The sequence below is a fragment of the Pseudomonas sp. ATCC PTA-122608 genome, assembly GCF_001952855.1.
Taxonomy (GTDB): Bacteria; Pseudomonadota; Gammaproteobacteria; order Pseudomonadales; family Pseudomonadaceae; genus Aquipseudomonas.
In genome coordinates this window covers 179,860-197,608 of the sequence record NZ_LPNO01000001.1, presented here as the reverse complement: position 1 = coordinate 197,608, position 17,749 = coordinate 179,860, and the positions used below count along the sequence as shown (strand labels likewise).

Annotated in this window: 20 protein-coding genes; 10 read left to right on the top strand and 10 right to left on the bottom strand. The window is 61.6% G+C overall.

All coding sequences use genetic code 11. From position 1 onward, the window contains the following. Nucleotides 1-10: 10 nt before the first annotated feature. The 3 genes from AU074_RS00985 (at nt 11) to sutA (ending at nt 2,410) form a co-directional block, all read left to right on the top strand. Nucleotides 11-1,348 (top strand): ammonium transporter, encoded by a 1,338-nt coding sequence (locus AU074_RS00985; protein WP_076013128.1) that lies wholly within the window; start codon nt 11-13, stop codon nt 1,346-1,348. A 209-nt stretch (nt 1,349-1,557) separates the two neighbouring features. Beyond that, on the top strand, nt 1,558-1,983 hold the full coding sequence (locus tag AU074_RS00980) for a secondary thiamine-phosphate synthase enzyme YjbQ (protein WP_017476675.1): 426 nt from the start codon (nt 1,558-1,560) through the stop codon (nt 1,981-1,983). 103 nt (nt 1,984-2,086) lie between these two features. Next, a complete protein-coding gene (gene sutA, locus AU074_RS00975; RefSeq protein WP_076013127.1) occupies nt 2,087-2,410 on the top strand; it encodes a transcriptional regulator SutA in 324 nt (107 codons plus the stop codon). Nucleotides 2,411-2,665: 255 nt separating this feature from the next. Here sutA and AU074_RS00970 read toward each other — a convergent pair whose 3' ends face one another. From AU074_RS00970 to AU074_RS00945, 6 genes are read right to left on the bottom strand one after another with little or no spacing between them, the layout of a single operon-like run. Further along, nucleotides 2,666-3,364, bottom strand: coding sequence for an HAD family hydrolase (locus AU074_RS00970; RefSeq protein ID WP_076013126.1), 699 nt, complete (start codon nt 3,362-3,364; stop codon nt 2,666-2,668). After that, the gene (xerC, locus tag AU074_RS00965; protein ID WP_076013125.1) at nt 3,361-4,260 is read right to left on the bottom strand and encodes a tyrosine recombinase XerC; all 900 of its coding nucleotides are present in this window, start codon (nt 4,258-4,260) and stop codon (nt 3,361-3,363) included. Before xerC ends, AU074_RS00970 begins: the two co-directional genes overlap by 4 nt. Nucleotides 4,261-4,262: 2 nt before the next feature. After that, on the bottom strand, nt 4,263-4,979 hold the full coding sequence (locus AU074_RS00960; RefSeq protein WP_076013124.1) for a DUF484 family protein: 717 nt from the start codon (nt 4,977-4,979) through the stop codon (nt 4,263-4,265). A 13-nt stretch (nt 4,980-4,992) separates the two neighbouring features. Further along, nucleotides 4,993-5,823, bottom strand: a complete 831-nt coding sequence (gene dapF, locus AU074_RS00955; RefSeq protein WP_003208798.1) for a diaminopimelate epimerase — start codon at nt 5,821-5,823, stop codon at nt 4,993-4,995. A gap of 4 nt (nt 5,824-5,827) precedes the next feature. Next, the gene (lysA, locus tag AU074_RS00950) at nt 5,828-7,075 is read right to left on the bottom strand and encodes a diaminopimelate decarboxylase (RefSeq protein ID WP_076013123.1); all 1,248 of its coding nucleotides are present in this window, start codon (nt 7,073-7,075) and stop codon (nt 5,828-5,830) included. Nucleotides 7,076-7,084: 9 nt separating this feature from the next. Continuing rightward, nucleotides 7,085-7,246: a lipoprotein gene (locus AU074_RS00945; protein ID WP_003208801.1), complete on the bottom strand. Its 162-nt coding sequence runs from the start codon at nt 7,244-7,246 to the stop codon at nt 7,085-7,087. A 239-nt stretch (nt 7,247-7,485) separates the two neighbouring features. On the opposite strand from AU074_RS00945, the gene cyaY reads away from it, so the two are divergent. The 3 genes from cyaY (at nt 7,486) to rnk (ending at nt 8,581) form a co-directional block, all read left to right on the top strand. Further along, on the top strand, nt 7,486-7,818 hold the full coding sequence (cyaY, locus tag AU074_RS00940; RefSeq protein WP_076013122.1) for an iron donor protein CyaY: 333 nt from the start codon (nt 7,486-7,488) through the stop codon (nt 7,816-7,818). A gap of 2 nt (nt 7,819-7,820) precedes the next feature. After that, complete coding sequence (locus AU074_RS00935; RefSeq protein WP_010168015.1) at nt 7,821-8,039, top strand: DUF1289 domain-containing protein; 219 nt, start codon at nt 7,821-7,823, stop codon at nt 8,037-8,039. A gap of 131 nt (nt 8,040-8,170) precedes the next feature. Further along, nucleotides 8,171-8,581 carry a nucleoside diphosphate kinase regulator gene (rnk, locus tag AU074_RS00930; RefSeq protein WP_017476667.1) on the top strand — a complete coding sequence of 137 codons (411 nt, stop codon included), beginning with the start codon at nt 8,171-8,173 and terminating at the stop codon, nt 8,579-8,581. Here rnk and AU074_RS00925 read toward each other — a convergent pair. The 3 genes from AU074_RS00925 to AU074_RS00915 form a co-directional block, all read right to left on the bottom strand. Continuing rightward, nucleotides 8,578-11,418, bottom strand: a complete 2,841-nt coding sequence (locus tag AU074_RS00925) for a class I adenylate cyclase (RefSeq protein ID WP_076013121.1) — start codon at nt 11,416-11,418, stop codon at nt 8,578-8,580. The two genes, rnk and AU074_RS00925, sit on opposite strands and share 4 nt — an antisense overlap. 168 nt (nt 11,419-11,586) lie before the next feature. Next, complete coding sequence (locus AU074_RS00920; protein WP_076013120.1) at nt 11,587-11,835, bottom strand: TIGR02647 family protein; 249 nt, start codon at nt 11,833-11,835, stop codon at nt 11,587-11,589. A 148-nt stretch (nt 11,836-11,983) separates the two neighbouring features. After that, complete coding sequence (locus AU074_RS00915; RefSeq protein WP_076013119.1) at nt 11,984-12,268, bottom strand: hypothetical protein; 285 nt, start codon at nt 12,266-12,268, stop codon at nt 11,984-11,986. 125 nt (nt 12,269-12,393) lie between these two features. Here AU074_RS00915 and AU074_RS00910 point away from each other — a divergent pair, with 125 nt between their 5' ends. Next, nucleotides 12,394-13,053: a glutathione S-transferase family protein gene (locus tag AU074_RS00910; protein WP_076013118.1), complete on the top strand. Its 660-nt coding sequence runs from the start codon at nt 12,394-12,396 to the stop codon at nt 13,051-13,053. A gap of 145 nt (nt 13,054-13,198) precedes the next feature. On the opposite strand, the gene argH is transcribed toward AU074_RS00910, so the two are convergent. Continuing rightward, a complete protein-coding gene (argH, locus tag AU074_RS00905; protein WP_076013117.1) occupies nt 13,199-14,593 on the bottom strand; it encodes an argininosuccinate lyase in 1,395 nt (464 codons plus the stop codon). Between the two features lie 562 nt (nt 14,594-15,155). Here argH and AU074_RS00895 point away from each other — a divergent pair. The 3 genes from AU074_RS00895 to AU074_RS34295 all read left to right on the top strand — a co-directional run bounded on the left by AU074_RS00895 (nt 15,156) and on the right by AU074_RS34295 (nt 17,746). Further along, nucleotides 15,156-15,902, top strand: coding sequence for a LytTR family DNA-binding domain-containing protein (locus AU074_RS00895; protein WP_017476662.1), 747 nt, complete (start codon nt 15,156-15,158; stop codon nt 15,900-15,902). Nucleotides 15,903-16,040: 138 nt separating this feature from the next. Continuing rightward, entirely contained in the window at nt 16,041-16,982 is a 942-nt protein-coding gene (hemC, locus tag AU074_RS00890; RefSeq protein ID WP_076013116.1) for a hydroxymethylbilane synthase, read from the top strand. Continuing rightward, nucleotides 16,979-17,746, top strand: coding sequence for a uroporphyrinogen-III synthase (locus tag AU074_RS34295; RefSeq protein ID WP_256576773.1), 768 nt, complete (start codon nt 16,979-16,981; stop codon nt 17,744-17,746). Before hemC ends, AU074_RS34295 begins: the two co-directional genes overlap by 4 nt. The last annotated feature ends 3 nt before the right edge of the window (nt 17,747-17,749 follow it).

Here is a 17,749-nt window from a genome sequence, read left to right as displayed (position 1 = left end):
AGAAAACAATATGACTCTGCGTAAATTCGCAGGGCTCGGAGCCCTGTTGTCCATCGTAATGCCAAGCCTGGCCATGGCGGCAGACGAAGTGGCTGCTCCAGTCCTCAATTCCGGCGACACCGCTTGGATGCTCACATCCACTGCGTTGGTGCTGTTCATGACCATTCCAGGCCTGGCGCTGTTCTACGGCGGCATGGTTCGCTCCAAAAACATTCTTTCCGTGATGATGCAGTGTTTCGCCATCACTGGCTTGATCACCATCCTGTGGTTCGTCTACGGCTACAGCATGGCGTTCGACACCACCGGGATGGAAGCAGGCGTCGTCAACTTCAACTCGTTTGTGGGTGGCTTGTCCAAACTGTTCCTCTCGGGTGTGACCCCGGCCAGCATCACCGGCCCGGCGGCGTTGTTCCCTGAAGCCGTGTTTGTGACCTTCCAGATGACGTTCGCGATCATCACCCCGGCGCTGATCGTCGGTGCGTTCGCGGAGCGTATGAAGTTCTCCGCGATGCTGATCTTCATGGGCGTCTGGTTCACCCTGGTCTACGCACCGATTGCCCACATGGTGTGGGGCGGTCCGGGTTCGTTGCTGGGCGACTGGGGCGTGCTGGACTTCGCAGGCGGCACCGTGGTGCATATCAACGCCGGTGTGGCTGGCCTGGTGGCGTGCATCGTGCTCGGCAAGCGTAAAGGCTTCCCGACTACCCCAATGGCACCTCACAACCTCGGTTACACCCTGGTGGGCGCGGCCATGCTGTGGGTTGGCTGGTTCGGCTTCAACGCTGGCTCCGCTGCTGCGGCCAACGGCACTGCCGGTATGGCGATGCTGGTGACCCAGATCGCTACCGCGGCTGCTGCGCTGGGCTGGATGTTCGCCGAGTGGGTCACTCACGGTAAGCCAAGCGCTCTGGGCATCGCCTCGGGTGTGGTCGCTGGCCTGGTGGCCATCACTCCAGCCGCTGGCACCGTGGGCCCGATGGGCGCCCTGGTGATCGGCCTGGTTGCCGGTGTGATCTGCTTCTTCTGCGCCACCAGCCTCAAGCGCAAGCTGGGCTACGACGACTCCCTGGACGCGTTCGGCGTTCATGGTATCGGCGGTATCGTGGGTGCGATCCTCACGGGTGTGTTCGCAGCCCCTGCGCTGGGCGGCTTCGGCACTGTGACTGACGTGGCGGCGCAGGTCTGGATTCAGGCCAAGGGTGTCGGCTTCACCGTCATTTACACCGCTATCGTGACCTTCATCATCCTCAAGGTGCTGGACATGGTGATGGGCCTGCGGGTGACCGAAGAAGAAGAGGCGGTTGGCCTCGACCTGGCACAACACAACGAGCGCGGCTACAACTTGTAAGTACGCGAAAAAAAGATGCCCGGCTTGCCGGGCATTTTTTTGCCCGGGGTTTGTCTGTGGCTAAAGGTGTATGGGTTTTTTGGCGACTTTGTGATGGGATCCACACCGCACTTTTCAGTGTGCGAATGTCTTACAGGCATGTAGGCGTATTCGGCACTTTGTTTTTTTCCTGAGCGCGCTAGAATGCGCGCCGATGTGCGGAGAACTGTATGTGGCAACAGACCCTGATAACCCTGCGGGCCAAGCCCCGGGGCTTTCATCTGGTGACGGACGAGTTGCTCGCCGGCCTGCCTGAATTGAAGGCCTGTCGGGTGGGACTGTTGCATTTGTGGCTGCAGCACACCTCGGCCTCGTTGACGGTCAACGAGAATGCCGACCCGGCGGTTCGCCGTGACTTCGAGCGTTTTTTCAATGCGCTGGTGCCGCAAGGCATGGCGGGATATGAACACAACGACGAAGGTCCGGATGATCTGCCGGCGCACTTCAAGGCCAGTCTCCTGGGCTGCCAGCTGAGTTTGCCGGTAAGGGCCGGCCGCTTGGCGATGGGGACCTGGCAAGGTGTTTATCTGGGCGAGCACCGTGATCATGGCGGTGCTCGTAAAGTCCTCGCCACCTTGCACGGTGATGGGGCATAAGCCACTGGTTATCCGGTGGATGTTGATTTTTTCCCGGCGGCCGTCGACAGGTGGCGAAGCTGGGCTATAACTAATCTGCTTTTCGCAAGTCATGAGGTAGAACATGAGCGACGATGATCTGGAAAACGACGACCTCGAAGTAGGCGACGACGAAACCGAAGAAGGTCTTGAGGCGGCTGCCGAAGACGTGGCTGACGACGACGGTGGCGACGATGCACCGGCCCCGGCAGCCAAGGGCAAGGCCAAGGCTGCGGTGTCGGTCGACGAACTGCCGAGCGTAGAAGCCAAGAACAAAGAGCGCGATGCGCTGGCCCGTGCGATGGAAGAATTCCTCGCTAAAGGCGGCAAAGTGCAGGAAGTCGAGGCTAACGTGGTGGCAGATCCGCCGAAGAAGCCTGATAACAAGTACGGCAGCCGGCCTATCTAAGGTCAGCTGTTCGCTTGCTGAAAAAGCCCGCCGTCGCTGCGGGCTTTTTCATGGGCGCTACAAAATGGTTAGGGCCAACACCCATCTAAGGATGAAGAGCGTGTGTGGCGAGGGAGCTTGCTCCCGTTGGGGCGCGAAGCGGCCCCTGGTTGGGTCGACGCGTTCTTTCAGAAAGGCCGTCGTGGCTGGTTCAGGGGCCGCTTCGCAGCCCAGCGGGAGCAAGCTCCCTCGCCACAAAAGCCCTTCATCATCAGGTTACGCGTTCCAGCGGGCGAGGAGTGCTGGCAACTCGGTCAGGCTGCGAATCTCGGCATCCGGGCGTTTTTCTGCTTCCCAGGCCTTGCCCGCCGGGTTGAACCACACCGCCCGCAGCCCCGCCTGCTGCGCACCGGCAATGTCATCCCCCGGATGATCACCCACATGCACCGCCGCGCCCGGCTCTACGCCACCGCGCTGCAAGGCTTCCTGAAACAACCGCGCATCCGGTTTGGCGATACCAATGTCTTCAGCCCTCAGGGCAAAGTGAAAGTAATCCGCCAGCCCCACACGCTGCACGTCGGCATTGCCGTTGGTAATCACCCCCAGCAGGTAGTGCTGGCGTAGCGCGTGGAGCATCGGCTCGGCCTCGGGGAATACCGTGAGCTGGTGCCGGGCGTGGATGAACGCTTCAAAGCACACATCCGCCATCTGCGCCGCTTCCGGCAGCGGATATCCAGCCTCCTCGAAAGCATATTGCAGCACCTTGTGACGCAGCACGCTGATGCGGTATTTCAACTCTGGATGTCGCTCCAGCACCTGTTGGCGCAGGCTGGCAAACTTCTCCAGGGGCAAGTCGCCCACCTTGGTGGCATGGGTCGCCAACCACTCGCGCATTGACGCCTCGGCGCTGACGATGACCGGCACGTTATCCCAGAGCGTATCGTCCAGGTCGAAGGTGATCAGCTTGATGCTCATGAGTCACTGCCCTTAATGCGTTTGGCCCGTGGATGGGCGCTGTCGTACACCGTTGCCAGGTGCTGGAAGTCCAGGTGGGTGTAGATCTGGGTGGTCTTGATGTCGGAGTGCCCAAGCAGTTCCTGCACCGCGCGCAGGTCCTGTGACGACTCCAGCAAGTGGCTGGCAAAGGAGTGCCGGAGCATGTGCGGGTGCAGGTTTTGCCCCAGCTCGCGCTCGCCGGCGGCCTTGACCCGTACCTGAATGGCCCGGGGCCCGAGGCGGCGGCCTTGCTGGCTGATAAACACCGCGTCATCCGCCGGGTTGGCCAGCGCACGCAGAGGCAGCCACAGCAGCAAGGCTTCGCGGGCCTTTTTGCCCACCGGCAACACGCGGGTCTTGCTGCCTTTGCCGAGCACTTGCACCAGGCCATCTGCCAGGTCCAGTTGATCGAGGTTAAGCCCGGTCAGCTCCGACAGGCGCAGGCCTGAGGAGTAGAACAGTTCGAGGATCGCCTGGTCGCGATGGGCCAGGAAGTCATCTTCCACCGCGCCATCGAGCAACTGAAGGGCACGGTCGGTGTCGAGGGTCTTGGGTAGGCGACGTTCACCCTTGGGCGGCGCCAGGCCGTTGGCCGGGTCGTGGTCGCACAGGCCTTCGCGGTTCAGGTAGTGATAGAGGCCGCGCACCGCCGACAGCAGGCGCGCCAGGCTGCGGGAGGATTGGCCTTGCTGGTGCAGGCGGGCGATCAGGCTGCGCAGACCCTGGATATCCAGGGCCTTCCAGCTGCTGATGTGTTGTTTCTCGCAGAACGCCAGGACCTTGTTCAAGTCCCGCCGGTAGGCTTCCAGGGTATGCGGTGACACCTGGCGCTCGCTGCGCAGGTGAGCGCAGTAGGCGTCCAGTTGTCGTTCCATGGCTAGCGCACCGCGCGCAAGGCGGTGGTGAAGCGCGGCAGGACGCGGCCCAGCACTTCGGCGATGTAGCTCAGGAACAGCGTGCCCACCGAGCTTTTGTAGTGCTGCGGATCGCGGCTGGCAATGGCCAGCACTCCATGCAGCCCTTGATGACTCAGGGCAACCACCGCCGTGGAGCCGATCTGCTGGCGCTGCTCGGCACCAAACAGGAAGTCCAGCTCATGCTCACGCAGGCTGCCGCTGATGGTCTTGCCTTCGGACAGCAAGCCGCCAATGGCAGTCTGGGCATCGCTGCCGCTGACCCAACGCCCTACCGGCATCGGGTTGTCGCTGAACAGGATCAGGCTGACAAAAGGCACCTGGAAGTCCTGGCGCAGGCTGTCTTCGACGGCAATCACCGCTTCTTCCAGGCTGGCGGCGTCCATCAGGGTCAGGACCAGCCGGCGGGTCTTGTCGAAAAGGCGGTCGTTGTCGCGGGCTACGTCCATCAGCTGCGAGAGCCGATGACGCATCTCGATATTGCGCTCGCGCAGGATCTTCATCTGCCGCTCCACCAGCGACACGGTATCGCCGCGCTGGTGGGGAATACGCAGGGCTGGCAGCAGCTCTTCGTGTTCGACGAAGAAGTCCGGATTAGCCTCCAGATACGCCGCAACGGCTGCGGCCTCCAGACTTTCGCTTGGGGATGCTTGCGCGGGTACTTGAGGCTTATCAGTCATTAGATTTGCTCACTCATAGACGGACCTGTCCTTCGTAGACGCGGGTGGCCGGGCCGGTCATTTTCACCGGTTGGCCGGGGCCTGCCCATTCGATGGACAGACGTCCGCCGGGCAGGTCGATCAGCAGCGGCGAATCCATCCACCCTTGGCTGATCGCGGCAACGGCAGCGGCGCAGGCGCCGGTACCGCAAGCCTGGGTTTCGCCGGCACCGCGTTCCCAGACGCGCAAGAGCGCACGGGAACGGTCGATGACCTGCAGGAAACCCACGTTAACCCGCGCCGGAAAGCGCGGGTGGTTTTCGATCTTCGGCCCCAGTTCGTGAACCGGTGCGCTGTTGATGTCATCGACCCGCAGCACGGCATGGGGGTTGCCCATGGACACGGCGGCCAGGTTGACGGTCTTGCCGTCCACGTCCACGGCGTAGCTCAGCGCTTGCTCGGTGGCCTGGAACGGAATGTCCGCCGGCACCAGCCGTGGGGCGCCCATATTGACGCCGATCTGGCCGTCGCTGCGAATATCCAGCTCGATAATGCCGCTTTTGGTCTCGACGCGAATCTGCCGCTTGGCGGTCAGGCGCTTGTCCAGCACAAAACGGGCGAAACAGCGGGCACCGTTGCCGCACTGTTCCACTTCTGAGCCGTCGGAGTTGAAGATCCGGTAACGGAAATCCACTTCCGGGTTGCTCGGTGCTTCCACCAGCAACAATTGGTCGAAGCCGACACCGGTGTGCCGGTCGCCCCACAACTTGGCGTGCTTGGGCAGGATGTGCGCGTGCTGGCTGACCAGGTCGAGAACCATGAAGTCATTGCCCAGCCCGTGCATCTTGGTAAAACGCAGCAACATGGCCTTACTCCGGCAGCAGGCTTTCGCCAGCAAACAACTCGGCTACCGTCTCGCGGCGACGCACTTCAAACGCTTGATCACCGTCCACCAGCACCTCGGCGGTACGTCCGCGGGTGTTGTAGTTGGAGCTCATGACAAACCCGTAGGCACCGGCCGAATGCACCGCCAGCAGGTCGCCTTCTTCGAGGGCCAGCTGACGCTCCTTGGCCAGGAAGTCGCCGGTCTCGCAGATCGGACCGACCACGTCGTAGGTGCGGCCTTCGCCCGCGCGTGGCTTGACGGCCGTCACATCCATCCAGGCCTGGTACAGCGCCGGGCGGATCAGGTCGTTCATCGCCGCGTCAACGATGGCGAAATCCTTGTGTTCGGTGTGCTTGAGGTACTCGACCTGGGTCAGCAGCACGCCGGCATTGGCGACAACGTAGCGGCCCGGCTCGAACATCAGCGTCAGGTCGCGGCCTTCGGTGCGCTCGCGCACGGCCTTGATGTAGTCGCAAACCAGCGGCGGCTCTTCATCGCGATAACGCACGCCCACGCCGCCACCGAGGTCGATGTGGTGCAGGTAGATGCCGCATTCGCCGAGACGGTCGATCAACGCCAGCAGGCGGTCGAGGGCGTCGAGGAACGGTGGCAGGCTGGTCAGTTGCGAGCCGATATGGCAGTCGACGCCCAATACTTCCAGGTTCGGCAGTTGGGCGGCGCGGATGTACACGTCCTCGGCGTCGGCAATGGCGATGCCGAACTTGTTCTCTTTGAGACCGGTGGAAATGTACGGATGAGTGCCGGCATCTACGTCCGGGTTGACCCGCAGGGAGATCGGCGCGCGTACGCCCATCTCGGCGGCCACCACTTGCAGGCGCTCCAGCTCGTCGGTGGATTCAACGTTGAAGCAGTGCACGCCTACTTCCAGGGCGCGGCGCATGTCTTCGCGGCTCTTGCCGACGCCGGAGAACACGATCTTGTCAGCCTTGCCACCCGCCGCCAGCACACGCTCAAGCTCACCACGGGACACGATGTCGAAACCGGCGCCCAGGCGCGCCAGGACATTCAGTACGCCCAGGTTGGAGTTGGCTTTTACCGCGTAGCACACCAGGCTTGGCGTGCCTTCCAGCGCGTCGGCAAAGGAGCGGTATTGCGCTTCGATGTGGGCACGGGAGTACACGTACGTCGGGGTACCAAAGCGCTCGGCAATGGCGGACAGCGCGACACCTTCCGCGAACAGCTCGCCGTCCCGGTAGTTAAAAGCGTCCATGATGTTCCCTTAGTAGGTGTCGTGCTTGTGCGCTTTGGTTTGCGACGATTGCGCCTGTTCATTCGGGTCTTTGCTGTCATCGGGCAGATACAGCGGGCCTTTTTGACCACAGGCACTAACGAGGCAAGCGACCGCGACGAGCGCAGCAAGGGAAGAGATCAGGCGCTTCATGGCGAAATCCTTGAATATGCATTAATTGCGCCCGAGTATACCGACCACCCGCCGGATTGCCTATGTGCCGAAATACCCGTCCGGCGGGGCTTTGCCGAGTTTGTCGCGATTGCGCTTACGCTAATCAGGGATAATTCACGCGGCTGCGGGTAATGAAATCGGTATCCTTTGCAATCATGATGGCGCGTCCGTATTGTGCGGCGCTTGAGCGAGACCAGACACTTTTCGAGGTTCCCACAATGAGTTTGACCGAAGCCCGTTTTCACGACCTGGTGGATTCGACCCAGCAAGCGCTGGAGGATATTTTCGACGACAGCGGTCTGGATGTGGACCTGGAGAACTCGGCCGGTGTGCTGACCGTCAAGTTCGAGAGCGGCCAGCAACTGATCTTCAGTCGCCAGGAACCGCTGCGTCAGCTGTGGCTGGCTGCGCGTTCCGGTGGCGTTCACTTCGACTACGACGAAGAAAGCGGCAAATGGCAGTGCGACAAGAGCGAAGAGTTGTTGGGCGAGATGCTCACGCGCCTGGTCCATGAATATACCGGCGCCGAGCTGGACTTCGACGAGATCTGATCGTGACGCAGCCCGCACCCGTACGCCCGCCCAAGCCGCTGTTCAGCAATGTCAGCCCGGCGGTGCCGTCACCTTGTATCAGCTTATGTCGGCTGGATGAGCACAAAGTCTGCCTCGGCTGCTTCCGCCATGTGGAAGACATCCGCGAATGGCGCTCCGCCGATGATGCGCGGCGCCGCGTGATCGTCGCCCAGGCCGAGCAGCGCAAGGCCTGCGCCTGAGGCCGTCTTGTTTATTTATTGTGCTGTGGTAGTGTCCGGATACACCTCAACTCATCGAGGTCCGTGAGAACCCCGCCTTTTCCTGGCGGGGTTTTGCTTTTTTGTGCAGAAAAAAGGAGTCTGCCTGAATCATGACCGCACCTTCCATCATCCTCACCCGTCTTGACGTGCAGCGTCTTGAGCAACTGATCGACCGTGTCGGCGAGGCATCGCCGGGCGTTGAAGCCCTGCAACACGAACTCGACCGCGCCGAAGAAGTGGTTGGCCACGATGAAGTGCCTGCAACGGTCGTGACCATGAACTCCAGTGTGCATTGCCGCGAACAAGGCAGTGGCAAGGACTATCACCTGACCCTGGTCTACCCCAAGGACGCGAACGCCGACGAAGGCAAAATCTCGATCCTGGCTCCAGTGGGCAGTGCATTGCTGGGCCTGCAAGTCGGCCAGCACATCGACTGGCCAGCACCGGGTGGCAAGACTCTGAAGCTTGAATTGCTCGGCGTCGAAGGCCAGCCGAAAGACGGTGGCGCCTTTCCTCTCTAAACCTGGTTCAGCGCCTCATTGAGCGCCAGTTCCAGATCAGCCTTGTAGCGCAGGTACAGATTGCTCGGGCTTTGAACATCACCGAGCAGGCCGGACAGGTCCAGATCGGTGATGTAGCAGCGGTAGCGCTCGGCCTCCCGGCGTTGCCCGACGATTTGCTGGGCGACCACCGCAAACAGTTGGTCGCCAAATTCCAGCTCGGAAAACTCCCGTTGATTGCAGTACAAGGTGATCCCCACCTGGCCCGGCGCTGCCTTGCCGATAATCGCCTGCACGTCGTAGAACGGTTTATTGGCCGGGGTTTGCGGCGCAGGGCGCGGTTCGGCCCTGCGTGCCCGGCCGGTGCCAGACGGCAACAGCTGGTAATACAGGATTTGCACCGCGCCAAGGGGCTGTTGCGGGTCCAGCGGCAGCAGCGCGTCGCGGCGATAAATGATCGACTGCAGGAAGCGTTGCAGCGGCACCAACAGGCTTTGCTCGTCGTGAAACGGCAGGCGCTGCTGCCAGAGCGCGTTGAATTCATCCAGCACGTACAGCTCGGCAACCCCTTCGTTGATCCGGTAGAACACCTGCACGCAGTCGGGCAGGCCCATCGGCAGCAACAGCGCCAGGTCGTGGTCTTCGAGGGCCATGCTGTCCAGGTGCAGCGGGCTGTAGCTGGCCAGCTCTTCGCTGAGGTAGGCGATCAACGCGTCCTGGGTCGCCAGTGACACATGGTTCGCTTGGCCGGGCGTCAACTCCATCACGTGGTAGTGCTGTTGTACCTGCACCAGGTAGCGATGGTTTTCCTGGCTGAGCAGCAGGTTTTGCGCGGTGTCGAAGATCTCTTCCACGCGCTGGGCAATGAATTGCGCGCGGTTGTGGCAGAAGCAGCGCACGCGCAATCTCGGCAAATGATTGGCCGGCAGTTGATTGAGGTAGTCGCGCAGGCAGTCGAGCAGCGCGTGGGGGCCGTCGTAGCGGCTGACCATCACCTCGTTCCAGCTGTTGAGGATGACCTGGTCCAGGGTCAGCACCAGGTTTTCCCGCACACCCGCATAACTCAGGGAGTCGGTGCGCTCGGTGGTCATCAAAATATTCAGGTCGCGGTGGTGCTTGAGTGGGTCGACGCCGACGTTGATCAACAGCAGCACTTCCTCGGGCACCGCCGAGCGCAACAGGCGTTCTTCATCGACGCTGGCCAAGGGCAGGGCGACGGTCTGTTGCAGGCCGCCCAGCAGGTTGAACAGCTCGAATTCGGTCATGTCGCTGCTGCCGGGGTGCAAAGCCAGGCGGGTGCTGCTGTCGATCACGCCGTTGCGGTGGCACCAGGTGAGCATTTCCAGCAGGTCGCGGCTGCGCTTGATCGGCGCGAAGTGCTCCCATTCCAGGGCGGTCAGGCTGCCGTTGTACAGGCCCCAATGATGCTGGCCCGGCTCTTTGCGGTTGGGCGACTGCACCAGGGTCAGGGTGTCTTCGGCAAGATCGGGCGCAATGCCGGGGTTGATGAACTCGACCTTGCCGGCCTTGCGCTCAAAAGCGGCGTACAGGCGCCGGCCGAGCACATTGAGGTCGCGCTTGTTGATCAGGCTGACGGTCTGTTCGGTGCGGGCAAACTGGGTCAGGAAGCGATAGCTGTAGTTAAGCTCGTTCACCAGCGCCCGGCGCTCGGAAGCCACCTGGCGGACTTTCCATTGGCTGCGGCTGTCCAGCAGGGCCAGTTGGCGCTGGTCCCAGCCCCATTCACGGGCCAGGCGCTCCAGTAGCAAGCGTTGCCAGCGGTCGGTGCGTTGGCCGGCCGTGAGTTTGCGGTTGACCTTCAGGTACAGGGCGCGCCGCACCAGTTCCAGGCGCTCCGGCTCGTTGCGGGCCTTGAGGTATTCCTCGATGCGGCGGTAGACCACGATGTACGGGTCCAACTCGTCGAGGTCCATCTGGTTGGCAAACACCGCGCGTTTGAAGCGCAAGCTCAGGCACTGCACCTTCGGGTGTTCGCTGGCGTAGACCTCGGTCAGCAGGAGTTTGAGTACCGACTTGTAGGGCGATTCGATGCCCTTGAACAACTGCCACAGGCCGGCGCCGATAAATTCACCCGGTGGGATGTGAGCCAGATGGCCCAGGTCGAGGGTTTCATCGGCGCGGATAAAGCGCTTGGAGATCAGCGCGTGGGTGAATTCTGCATAGCGGGTTTCTTCATACACCGGCACCAGCCACCAGATCGGCGTGCGCCCGGCCAGCCAGATGGCGGTGCGGTAGAACTCGTCCAGCAGCAGGTAATGTTGGCTGGTGCCGCAGTCTTCGGAGCTGAGCTGGGTGTCACGCTCGCCCTGGATAAACCGCGTGGGCTCGATCAGGAAAAAATGCGCCTCGGCGCCCATGCTCAAGGCCCAGGTTTCCAGCAACTGGCATTTTTTGCGTAGCTCGGCCAGCTCGTTCTCACTGAGATCGGCAGCGTGGCAGACCCACACGTCCATATCACTTTGATCGGCCTGGGCCAGCGTGCCGAGGCTGCCCATCAGAAACAGGCCATGAATCGGCCGCGGTGGGTTGCCGTGTCGGGGCTTGTAGGAAAACGTGCGGGTCAGGCGCTGAGCCTCGGCCAAGGCTTGTGCGTCGGGTTCAAAATTCGACAGGCCGGCCGGCGTGCTGCCCGACACATAGCCCGGCAGCAGCGGATGGTTGACGTGAAAGAACAGCGGCAGCAGCGTCAGTACGCTTTGCTGGCGTGGCGTCAGCCCTTCGACGGCCCGGGCCATGCGGCCCTCGTTCAGGGCCAGAAACCGCGCGCGCAACTGGGTCAGCACCTTGCGGTCGATGCCTTCGTCCAGGTCGGGGCGGATTTCGTGGGTGCGGGTCATGTCGAACTCGGTGGCTCGCAGGGCCCGACATGGGCGGCCGTGTAGGAGTTTACAGCCAGTAGCGTAGGAGGTTTAGCGGGATTTTGTTTTTGGCGCCAGAATTTTATCCCGGGCGCAGAAATGCCCGCGGAATCCGTGAAAAGAGGATCCCGTGGGCGATACGAGGTGTCAGGCGGCTTCTTTGCTGGTCGTCAGGATAATCAGCAGGCTTTGTGCGTGTTCGGCAGCATCCCGGCCAAGGCTGGTGAGGTAGCCACCATCTGGCTGGTCGATCAGGTCTTTATCAAACAGGCGCCGGGCAGCGGCAATGGCAGTAGGAGCGGCAGTCTGATGAACTTTCAGACCTTCCTGGGAGCTGCCCAGGTTGAAGAGTGCAAGGATTTCCAGTTCGGCAACCAACTCAGGGGTATACGACATAAGGACTCCAGACTTTCTAGGAATTTTTAGACGTTAGCAGCCATAAGGTGAACGCACTTTGGCGAGCTGTCCAGTCGGAACTCATGCAGTGTTGATGTGGGGCAGGATTGTGGCCAGCAAGCGCTTGCTGGCCAGCGCGGTGTCGGGCTTATTGCTTCTCGGGCGGTAGCTCTGGCAGGGCGCGCAAGGCAGTTTCATACCATTCGGTATTGAAGGCGCGGTCTTCTTCGAGCAAGGCGTCGATTTCGATGGCGAGTACGTGGGCCATCATTTGCAGGATGTCTTCGCGCTCGTAGCCCACCAGGGTCAGCTTGTTGAACGTGGCCTTGGCGGCGGGCGGGTTGTCGCTTTCGAGCTGGTTTTCGATCGCTTCAATCAAGGTGGTCTCGGCGAACTCTTCTTCGTCGTTGTCGATATCGGTTGGCTCGCTCATGGCAGGCTCCTGAAGGAAAGGGCGCCAGTCTACCCCCATTCACTCGGCTGATGCTGCTGGTCAGGCGTGGCATCCCGTTCTATAACCACTGCTGCCAACCCCGTACACGGCCTGGAGGCTTTGTGATGCTCAAGCTTTATGGATTTTCGGTCAGCAACTACTACAACATGGTCAAACTGGCGCTGCTGGAGAAAGGGCTGCCCTTCGAAGAGGTGCCGTTCTACGCAGGCCAGACCCCTGAAGCATTGGCCGTGAGCCCGCGGGGCAAGGTGCCGGTGTTGGGTGTCGAACAAGGCTTTATCAACGAAACCAGCGTGATCCTCGAATACATCGAACAGACCCAGGGCGGTCGATCGCTGCTGCCCAGCGATCCGTTTCAGCGGGCCCAGGTGCTGGCGTTGTGCAGGGAAATCGAGCTGTACATCGAGCTGCCGGCCCGGGCGTCTTTTGCCGAGGCGTTTTTCGGGATGCCGGTGCCGGAGGCGATCAAGGAGAAGTCCAAGGCGGAGTTATTGCTGGGGATCGCATCGTTGGGGCGGCACGGGAAGTTCGCGCCGTATGTGGCGGGGGACAGTTTCACGATTGCGGATTTGTACTTTGTGTACAGCGTGGACCTGGCGTGTGCCGTGGCTGGGAAGCTGTTTGGGCTGGACCTGTTGGCTGAGTTGCCGAAGGCCAGGGCGTTGCTGGAGCGCTTGCAGGCGTTGCCGAATGCCCGGCGGGTAGCGGCGGACAAGGAAGCGGCGATGCCGGCGTTTATGGCGATGATTGCCGCCAAGAAATAAAGACTGCTTTTGTGGCGAGGGAGCTTGCTCCCGTTGGGCAGCGAAGCGGCCCCAAAAATGGGACTGCTGCGCAGTCCAGCGGGAGCAAGCTCCCTCGCCACAGGTTCAGTGTTCGCCCCTATTTGCCGGGGTACTTACCTTTGGGTTAGCGGCTGGCGAGCAGTTCCTGGCCGCGAACCACGGCAGCCTTCACCTGCGCCGGCGCAGTCCCGCCGATATGGTTACGGGCATTCACCGAGCCTTCCAGGGTCAGTACCGCAAACACGTCCTGCTCGATCTGGTCGCTGAACTTACGCAGCTCTTCCAGGCTCATTTCCGCCAGGTCCTTGCCGGTGTCCACACCGTATTTCACGGCATGCCCGACGATTTCGTGGCAGTCACGGAACGGCAGCCCACGGCGTACCAGGTAGTCGGCCAGGTCGGTGGCGGTGGAGAAACCACGCAGGGCCGCTTCACGCATGATGGCGTGCTTGGGCTTGATCGCGGGGATCATGTCGGCAAAGGCCCGCAGCGAGTCGCGCAGGGTATCGGCGGCGTCGAACAGCGGCTCCTTGTCTTCCTGGTTGTCCTTGTTGTAAGCCAGCGGCTGGCCTTTCATCAGGGTCAACAGGCCCATCAGTGCGCCGAATACACGGCCGCTTTTGCCACGCACCAGCTCAGGCACGTCGGGGTTTTTCTTTTGCGGCATGATCGAGCTGCCGGTGCAGAAGCGGTCCGGCAGGTCGATGAACTGGAATTGCGCACTGGTCCACAGCACCAGCTCTTCGGAGAAACGCGACAAGTGCATCATCGCGATGCTGGCCGCGGCGCAGAATTCGATGGCGAAGTCACGGTCCGACACGCCGTCCAGGGAGTTACCACCCACCGCGTCGAAACCCAGGAGCTGCGCGGTGTATTCGCGGTCGATCGGGTAGGTGGTGCCAGCCAGTGCGGCGCTGCCCAGAGGCATGCGGTTGGCACGCTTGCGGCAGTCCACCAGGCGCTCGTAGTCGCGGCTGAGCATTTCGAACCAGGCCAGCAGGTGGTGGCCGAAGGTCACAGGCTGGGCGGTTTGCAGGTGGGTGAAGCCGGGCATGATGGTACCGGACTCACGCTCTGCCTGCTCCAGCAGGCCTTTTTGCAGGCGGGTGATTTCGGCCAGGATCAGGTCGATCTCGTCCCGCAGCCACAGGCGGATGTCGGTGGCCACCTGGTCGTTACGGCTGCGACCGGTGTGCAGTTTCTTGCCGGTCACGCCGATGCGGTCGGTGAGGCGGGCTTCGATGTTCATGTGCACGTCTTCCAGGTCGACGCGCCAGTCGAAGGTGCCAGCTTCGATCTCACCACGGATGGTGGTCAGGCCGTCGATGATGCTGTCGCGCTCGGCGTCGGTCAGTACGCCGACCTTGGCCAGCATCGTGGCGTGGGCGATCGAGCCCATGATGTCGTGGCGGTAGAGGCGCTGGTCGAAGGTGACGGAGGCGGTGAAGCGCGCGACGAAGGCGTCGACGGGTTCACTGAAGCGGCCGCCCCAGGACTGGTTGGTCTTGTCGGTGCTCATGGATTCGCTCGTGATCTGCTGGAAAGAGGGCATGAAAGTGTGGCGCCGATAATAACAGGGTTGCCCCCGGAGGCGAGGATGCGGGGGCGCGGCATTTTTATTTGTTTCCAAGATGGCTAAGTGCCTTGCCGCCGGACTCGCGCAGGACGAGACTGGAGCCAGGACCGAACGGGGGTTTAAAACTTGCGGTCTTGGGTAAACAAAGCGTGTTTATTGAAACGATATTTGACGATTGAGCAATATCGTCTTCACGAGCGTCTACAGTGCACTGATAGAGCGTCGCGCTGACAGACGGTGCATTGCACCAATGCCGGGCGATGAGGTCGAACTCCAGGCTAACCATTAGAGAGGGGGTGTTCGTATTGTGTATCAGCAAACCCTACGACGATGCCCAAAGGCAGCAGGCTTTGGGCGCGATTGAACAGGTCCGGGTAAATATTGGTGCCACTCTCGGGGCACTTTTTGCCGCTCGCGCTAGTCTTAGCGTGGATCGCCGTGACGGAAGTCACCGCACCTGTCTACGCTATCCTTGTGCGAGACTCACGCAGGAATCCAGCGCAATATGAATGTCCTGATCGTTGATGACGAACCCCAAGCCCGCGAGCGACTGAGCCGTTTGGTCAGTGAACTCGAGGGTTACAGTGTCCTTGAGCCGAGCGCCACCAGTGGCGAAGAAGCCTTGGCCCTTATTGACAGCCTAAAGCCGGACGTCGTGTTACTCGACATCCGCATGCCGGGCCTTGATGGCTTGCAGGTAGCTGCCCGCCTGAGCGAGCGAGAATCGCCGCCTTCGGTGGTGCTGTGCGCCTCCCAGGATGAGTTCTCCTCCGAGGCTCTGGATGCCAGTGGCGCCAGCTTCCTGGTCAAGCCGATCAATGCCGATGCCTTGCTTCGGGCCTTGAAAAAGGCCGAGCGTCCCAATCGCGTCCAGCTCGCTGCCTTGACCCAGCCCGCGGCCCAGGGCGGCAACGGGCCGCGCAGCCATATCAGCGCCCGCACCCGCAAGGGCATCGAGCTGATTCCCCTGGATCAGGTGGTCTATTTCATCGCCGATCACAAGTACGTGACCTTGCGTCACGAGGCCGGTGAAGTGCTGCTCGATGAGCCGCTCAAGGCCCTGGAAGACGAATTTGGCGACCGCTTTGTGCGCATCCACCGCAATGCGCTGGTGGCACGGGAGCGTATCGAGCGTCTGCAGCGCACGCCGCTTGGGCACTTTCAGCTGTTCCTGAAAGGCCTCAATGGCGACGCCTTGATCGTCAGCCGGCGCCACGTCGCCGGTGTGCGCAAGATGATGCAGCAGCTTTAGCCCAAGGGCTGACGCGAGCTTCACCGCCCATATCCCGGTGCGACGCGGCCAGGGAGGCCCCGCATTTGCTGATTCAAATCAAAGCGCCTTTGCCTGAGCTGTTATTATCTGCCGTATCTATTCAGTACGGATTGATCCATGTCCTCTCGCGAAATCCGCATCGCCACCCGTAAAAGTGCCTTGGCCTTATGGCAGGCCGAGTACGTTAAAGCACGTCTTGAGCAGGCCCATCCCGGCCTCAAGGTGTCCCTGGTGCCTATGGTCAGTCGCGGCGACAAGCTGCTTGATTCGCCATTGTCGAAAATCGGCGGCAAGGGCCTGTTCGTCAAGGAACTGGAAACCGCTCTGTTGGAGAACGAAGCCGACATCGCCGTGCATTCTATGAAAGATGTGCCCATGGACTTCCCTGAAGGCCTGGGCCTTTTTTGCATCTGCGAGCGCGAAGACCCGCGCGACGCTTTCGTTTCCAACACCTACGCCTCTCTTGATGAGTTGCCGCTGGGCAGCGTCGTCGGCACTTCCAGCCTGCGTCGCCAGGCACAGTTGCTGACCCGCCGCCCGGACCTGCAAATTCGCTTTTTGCGGGGCAACGTCAATACCCGCCTGGCCAAGCTCGACGCCGGTGAATATGACGCGATCATCCTCGCGGCAGCCGGCTTGATTCGCCTCGGTTTTGAAGACCGCATCACTTCGGCCATCAGCGTCGAAGACAGTTTGCCGGCTGGCGGGCAGGGCGCCGTGGGGATCGAATGCCGCACCGTCGACAGCGAAATTCACGCGCTGCTCAAGCCACTGGATCACCAGGACACAGAGATTCGCGTCACCGCCGAACGCGCCTTGAACAAGCACCTCAACGGTGGCTGCCAAGTGCCGATCGCCTGCTACGCGGTGCTTGAAGGTGAGAACCTCTGGCTGCGTGGGCTGGTGGGCGATCCGAGTGGTGGGTTGCTGCTCACCGCAGAGATCCGCGGGCCACAAAGCGAAGCGACCAGCCTGGGGATCAAAGTCGCCGAGGAACTGCTGGAGAAAGGCGCCGGTGGCATTCTGCAAGCGGTGTACGGCGAGGCCGGGCCGCAGTGACGCAATGGCGTGTGCTGCTGACGCGGCCTGCCGAGGAGTCGGCAGCGTTGGCCGCGACGTTATCTGAAGAAGGTATTTTCAGCAGCAGCCTGCCGTTGCTGGAGATCGAAGCGCTGCCCGTCACGCCTGAGCAACACGCGATCTTTCGCGAGCTGGACCGTTATTGCGCGGTGATCGTGGTGAGCAAGCCGGCGGCGCGCCTGGGTTTGCAGTTATTGGCTCAACACTGGCCACAGCCACCGGCATTGCCGTGGTTCAGCGTCGGTGCTGCTACAGCGCAGGTGCTGGCGGACCACGGCCTTGATGTCAGCTATCCCAAGGAAGGCGACGACAGTGAAGCCTTGCTTGAACTGGTCGCCTTGCGCGAGGCTATCGCTCGGCCTGGGGCCCGGGTGCTGATCCTGCGGGGCGAGGGCGGGCGCGAGTTGCTCGCTGAGCGTTTGCGCGAGCAAGGTGCTAGTGTCGACTATCTGGAGTTGTATCGCCGTTTCCTGCCGGATTACGACGGTGCAACCCTCATCCAACGCATAAACGTGGAACGCTTGAACGGCGTGGTGGTCAGCAGTGGGCAGGGTTTTTTACACCTGCAAGCCCTGGCCGGCCCGGATTGGCCCCTGGTGGCACAGCTGCCATTGTTCGTGCCCAGCCCACGAGTCGCCGAGATGGCCCGTGTCGCTGGTGCGCAAGAAGTTGTGGATTGTCGTGGCGCCAGTGCCGCGGCTTTGTTAGTGGCGTTACGGAGTTTCTCCGTTCCCACTCTCTAATAC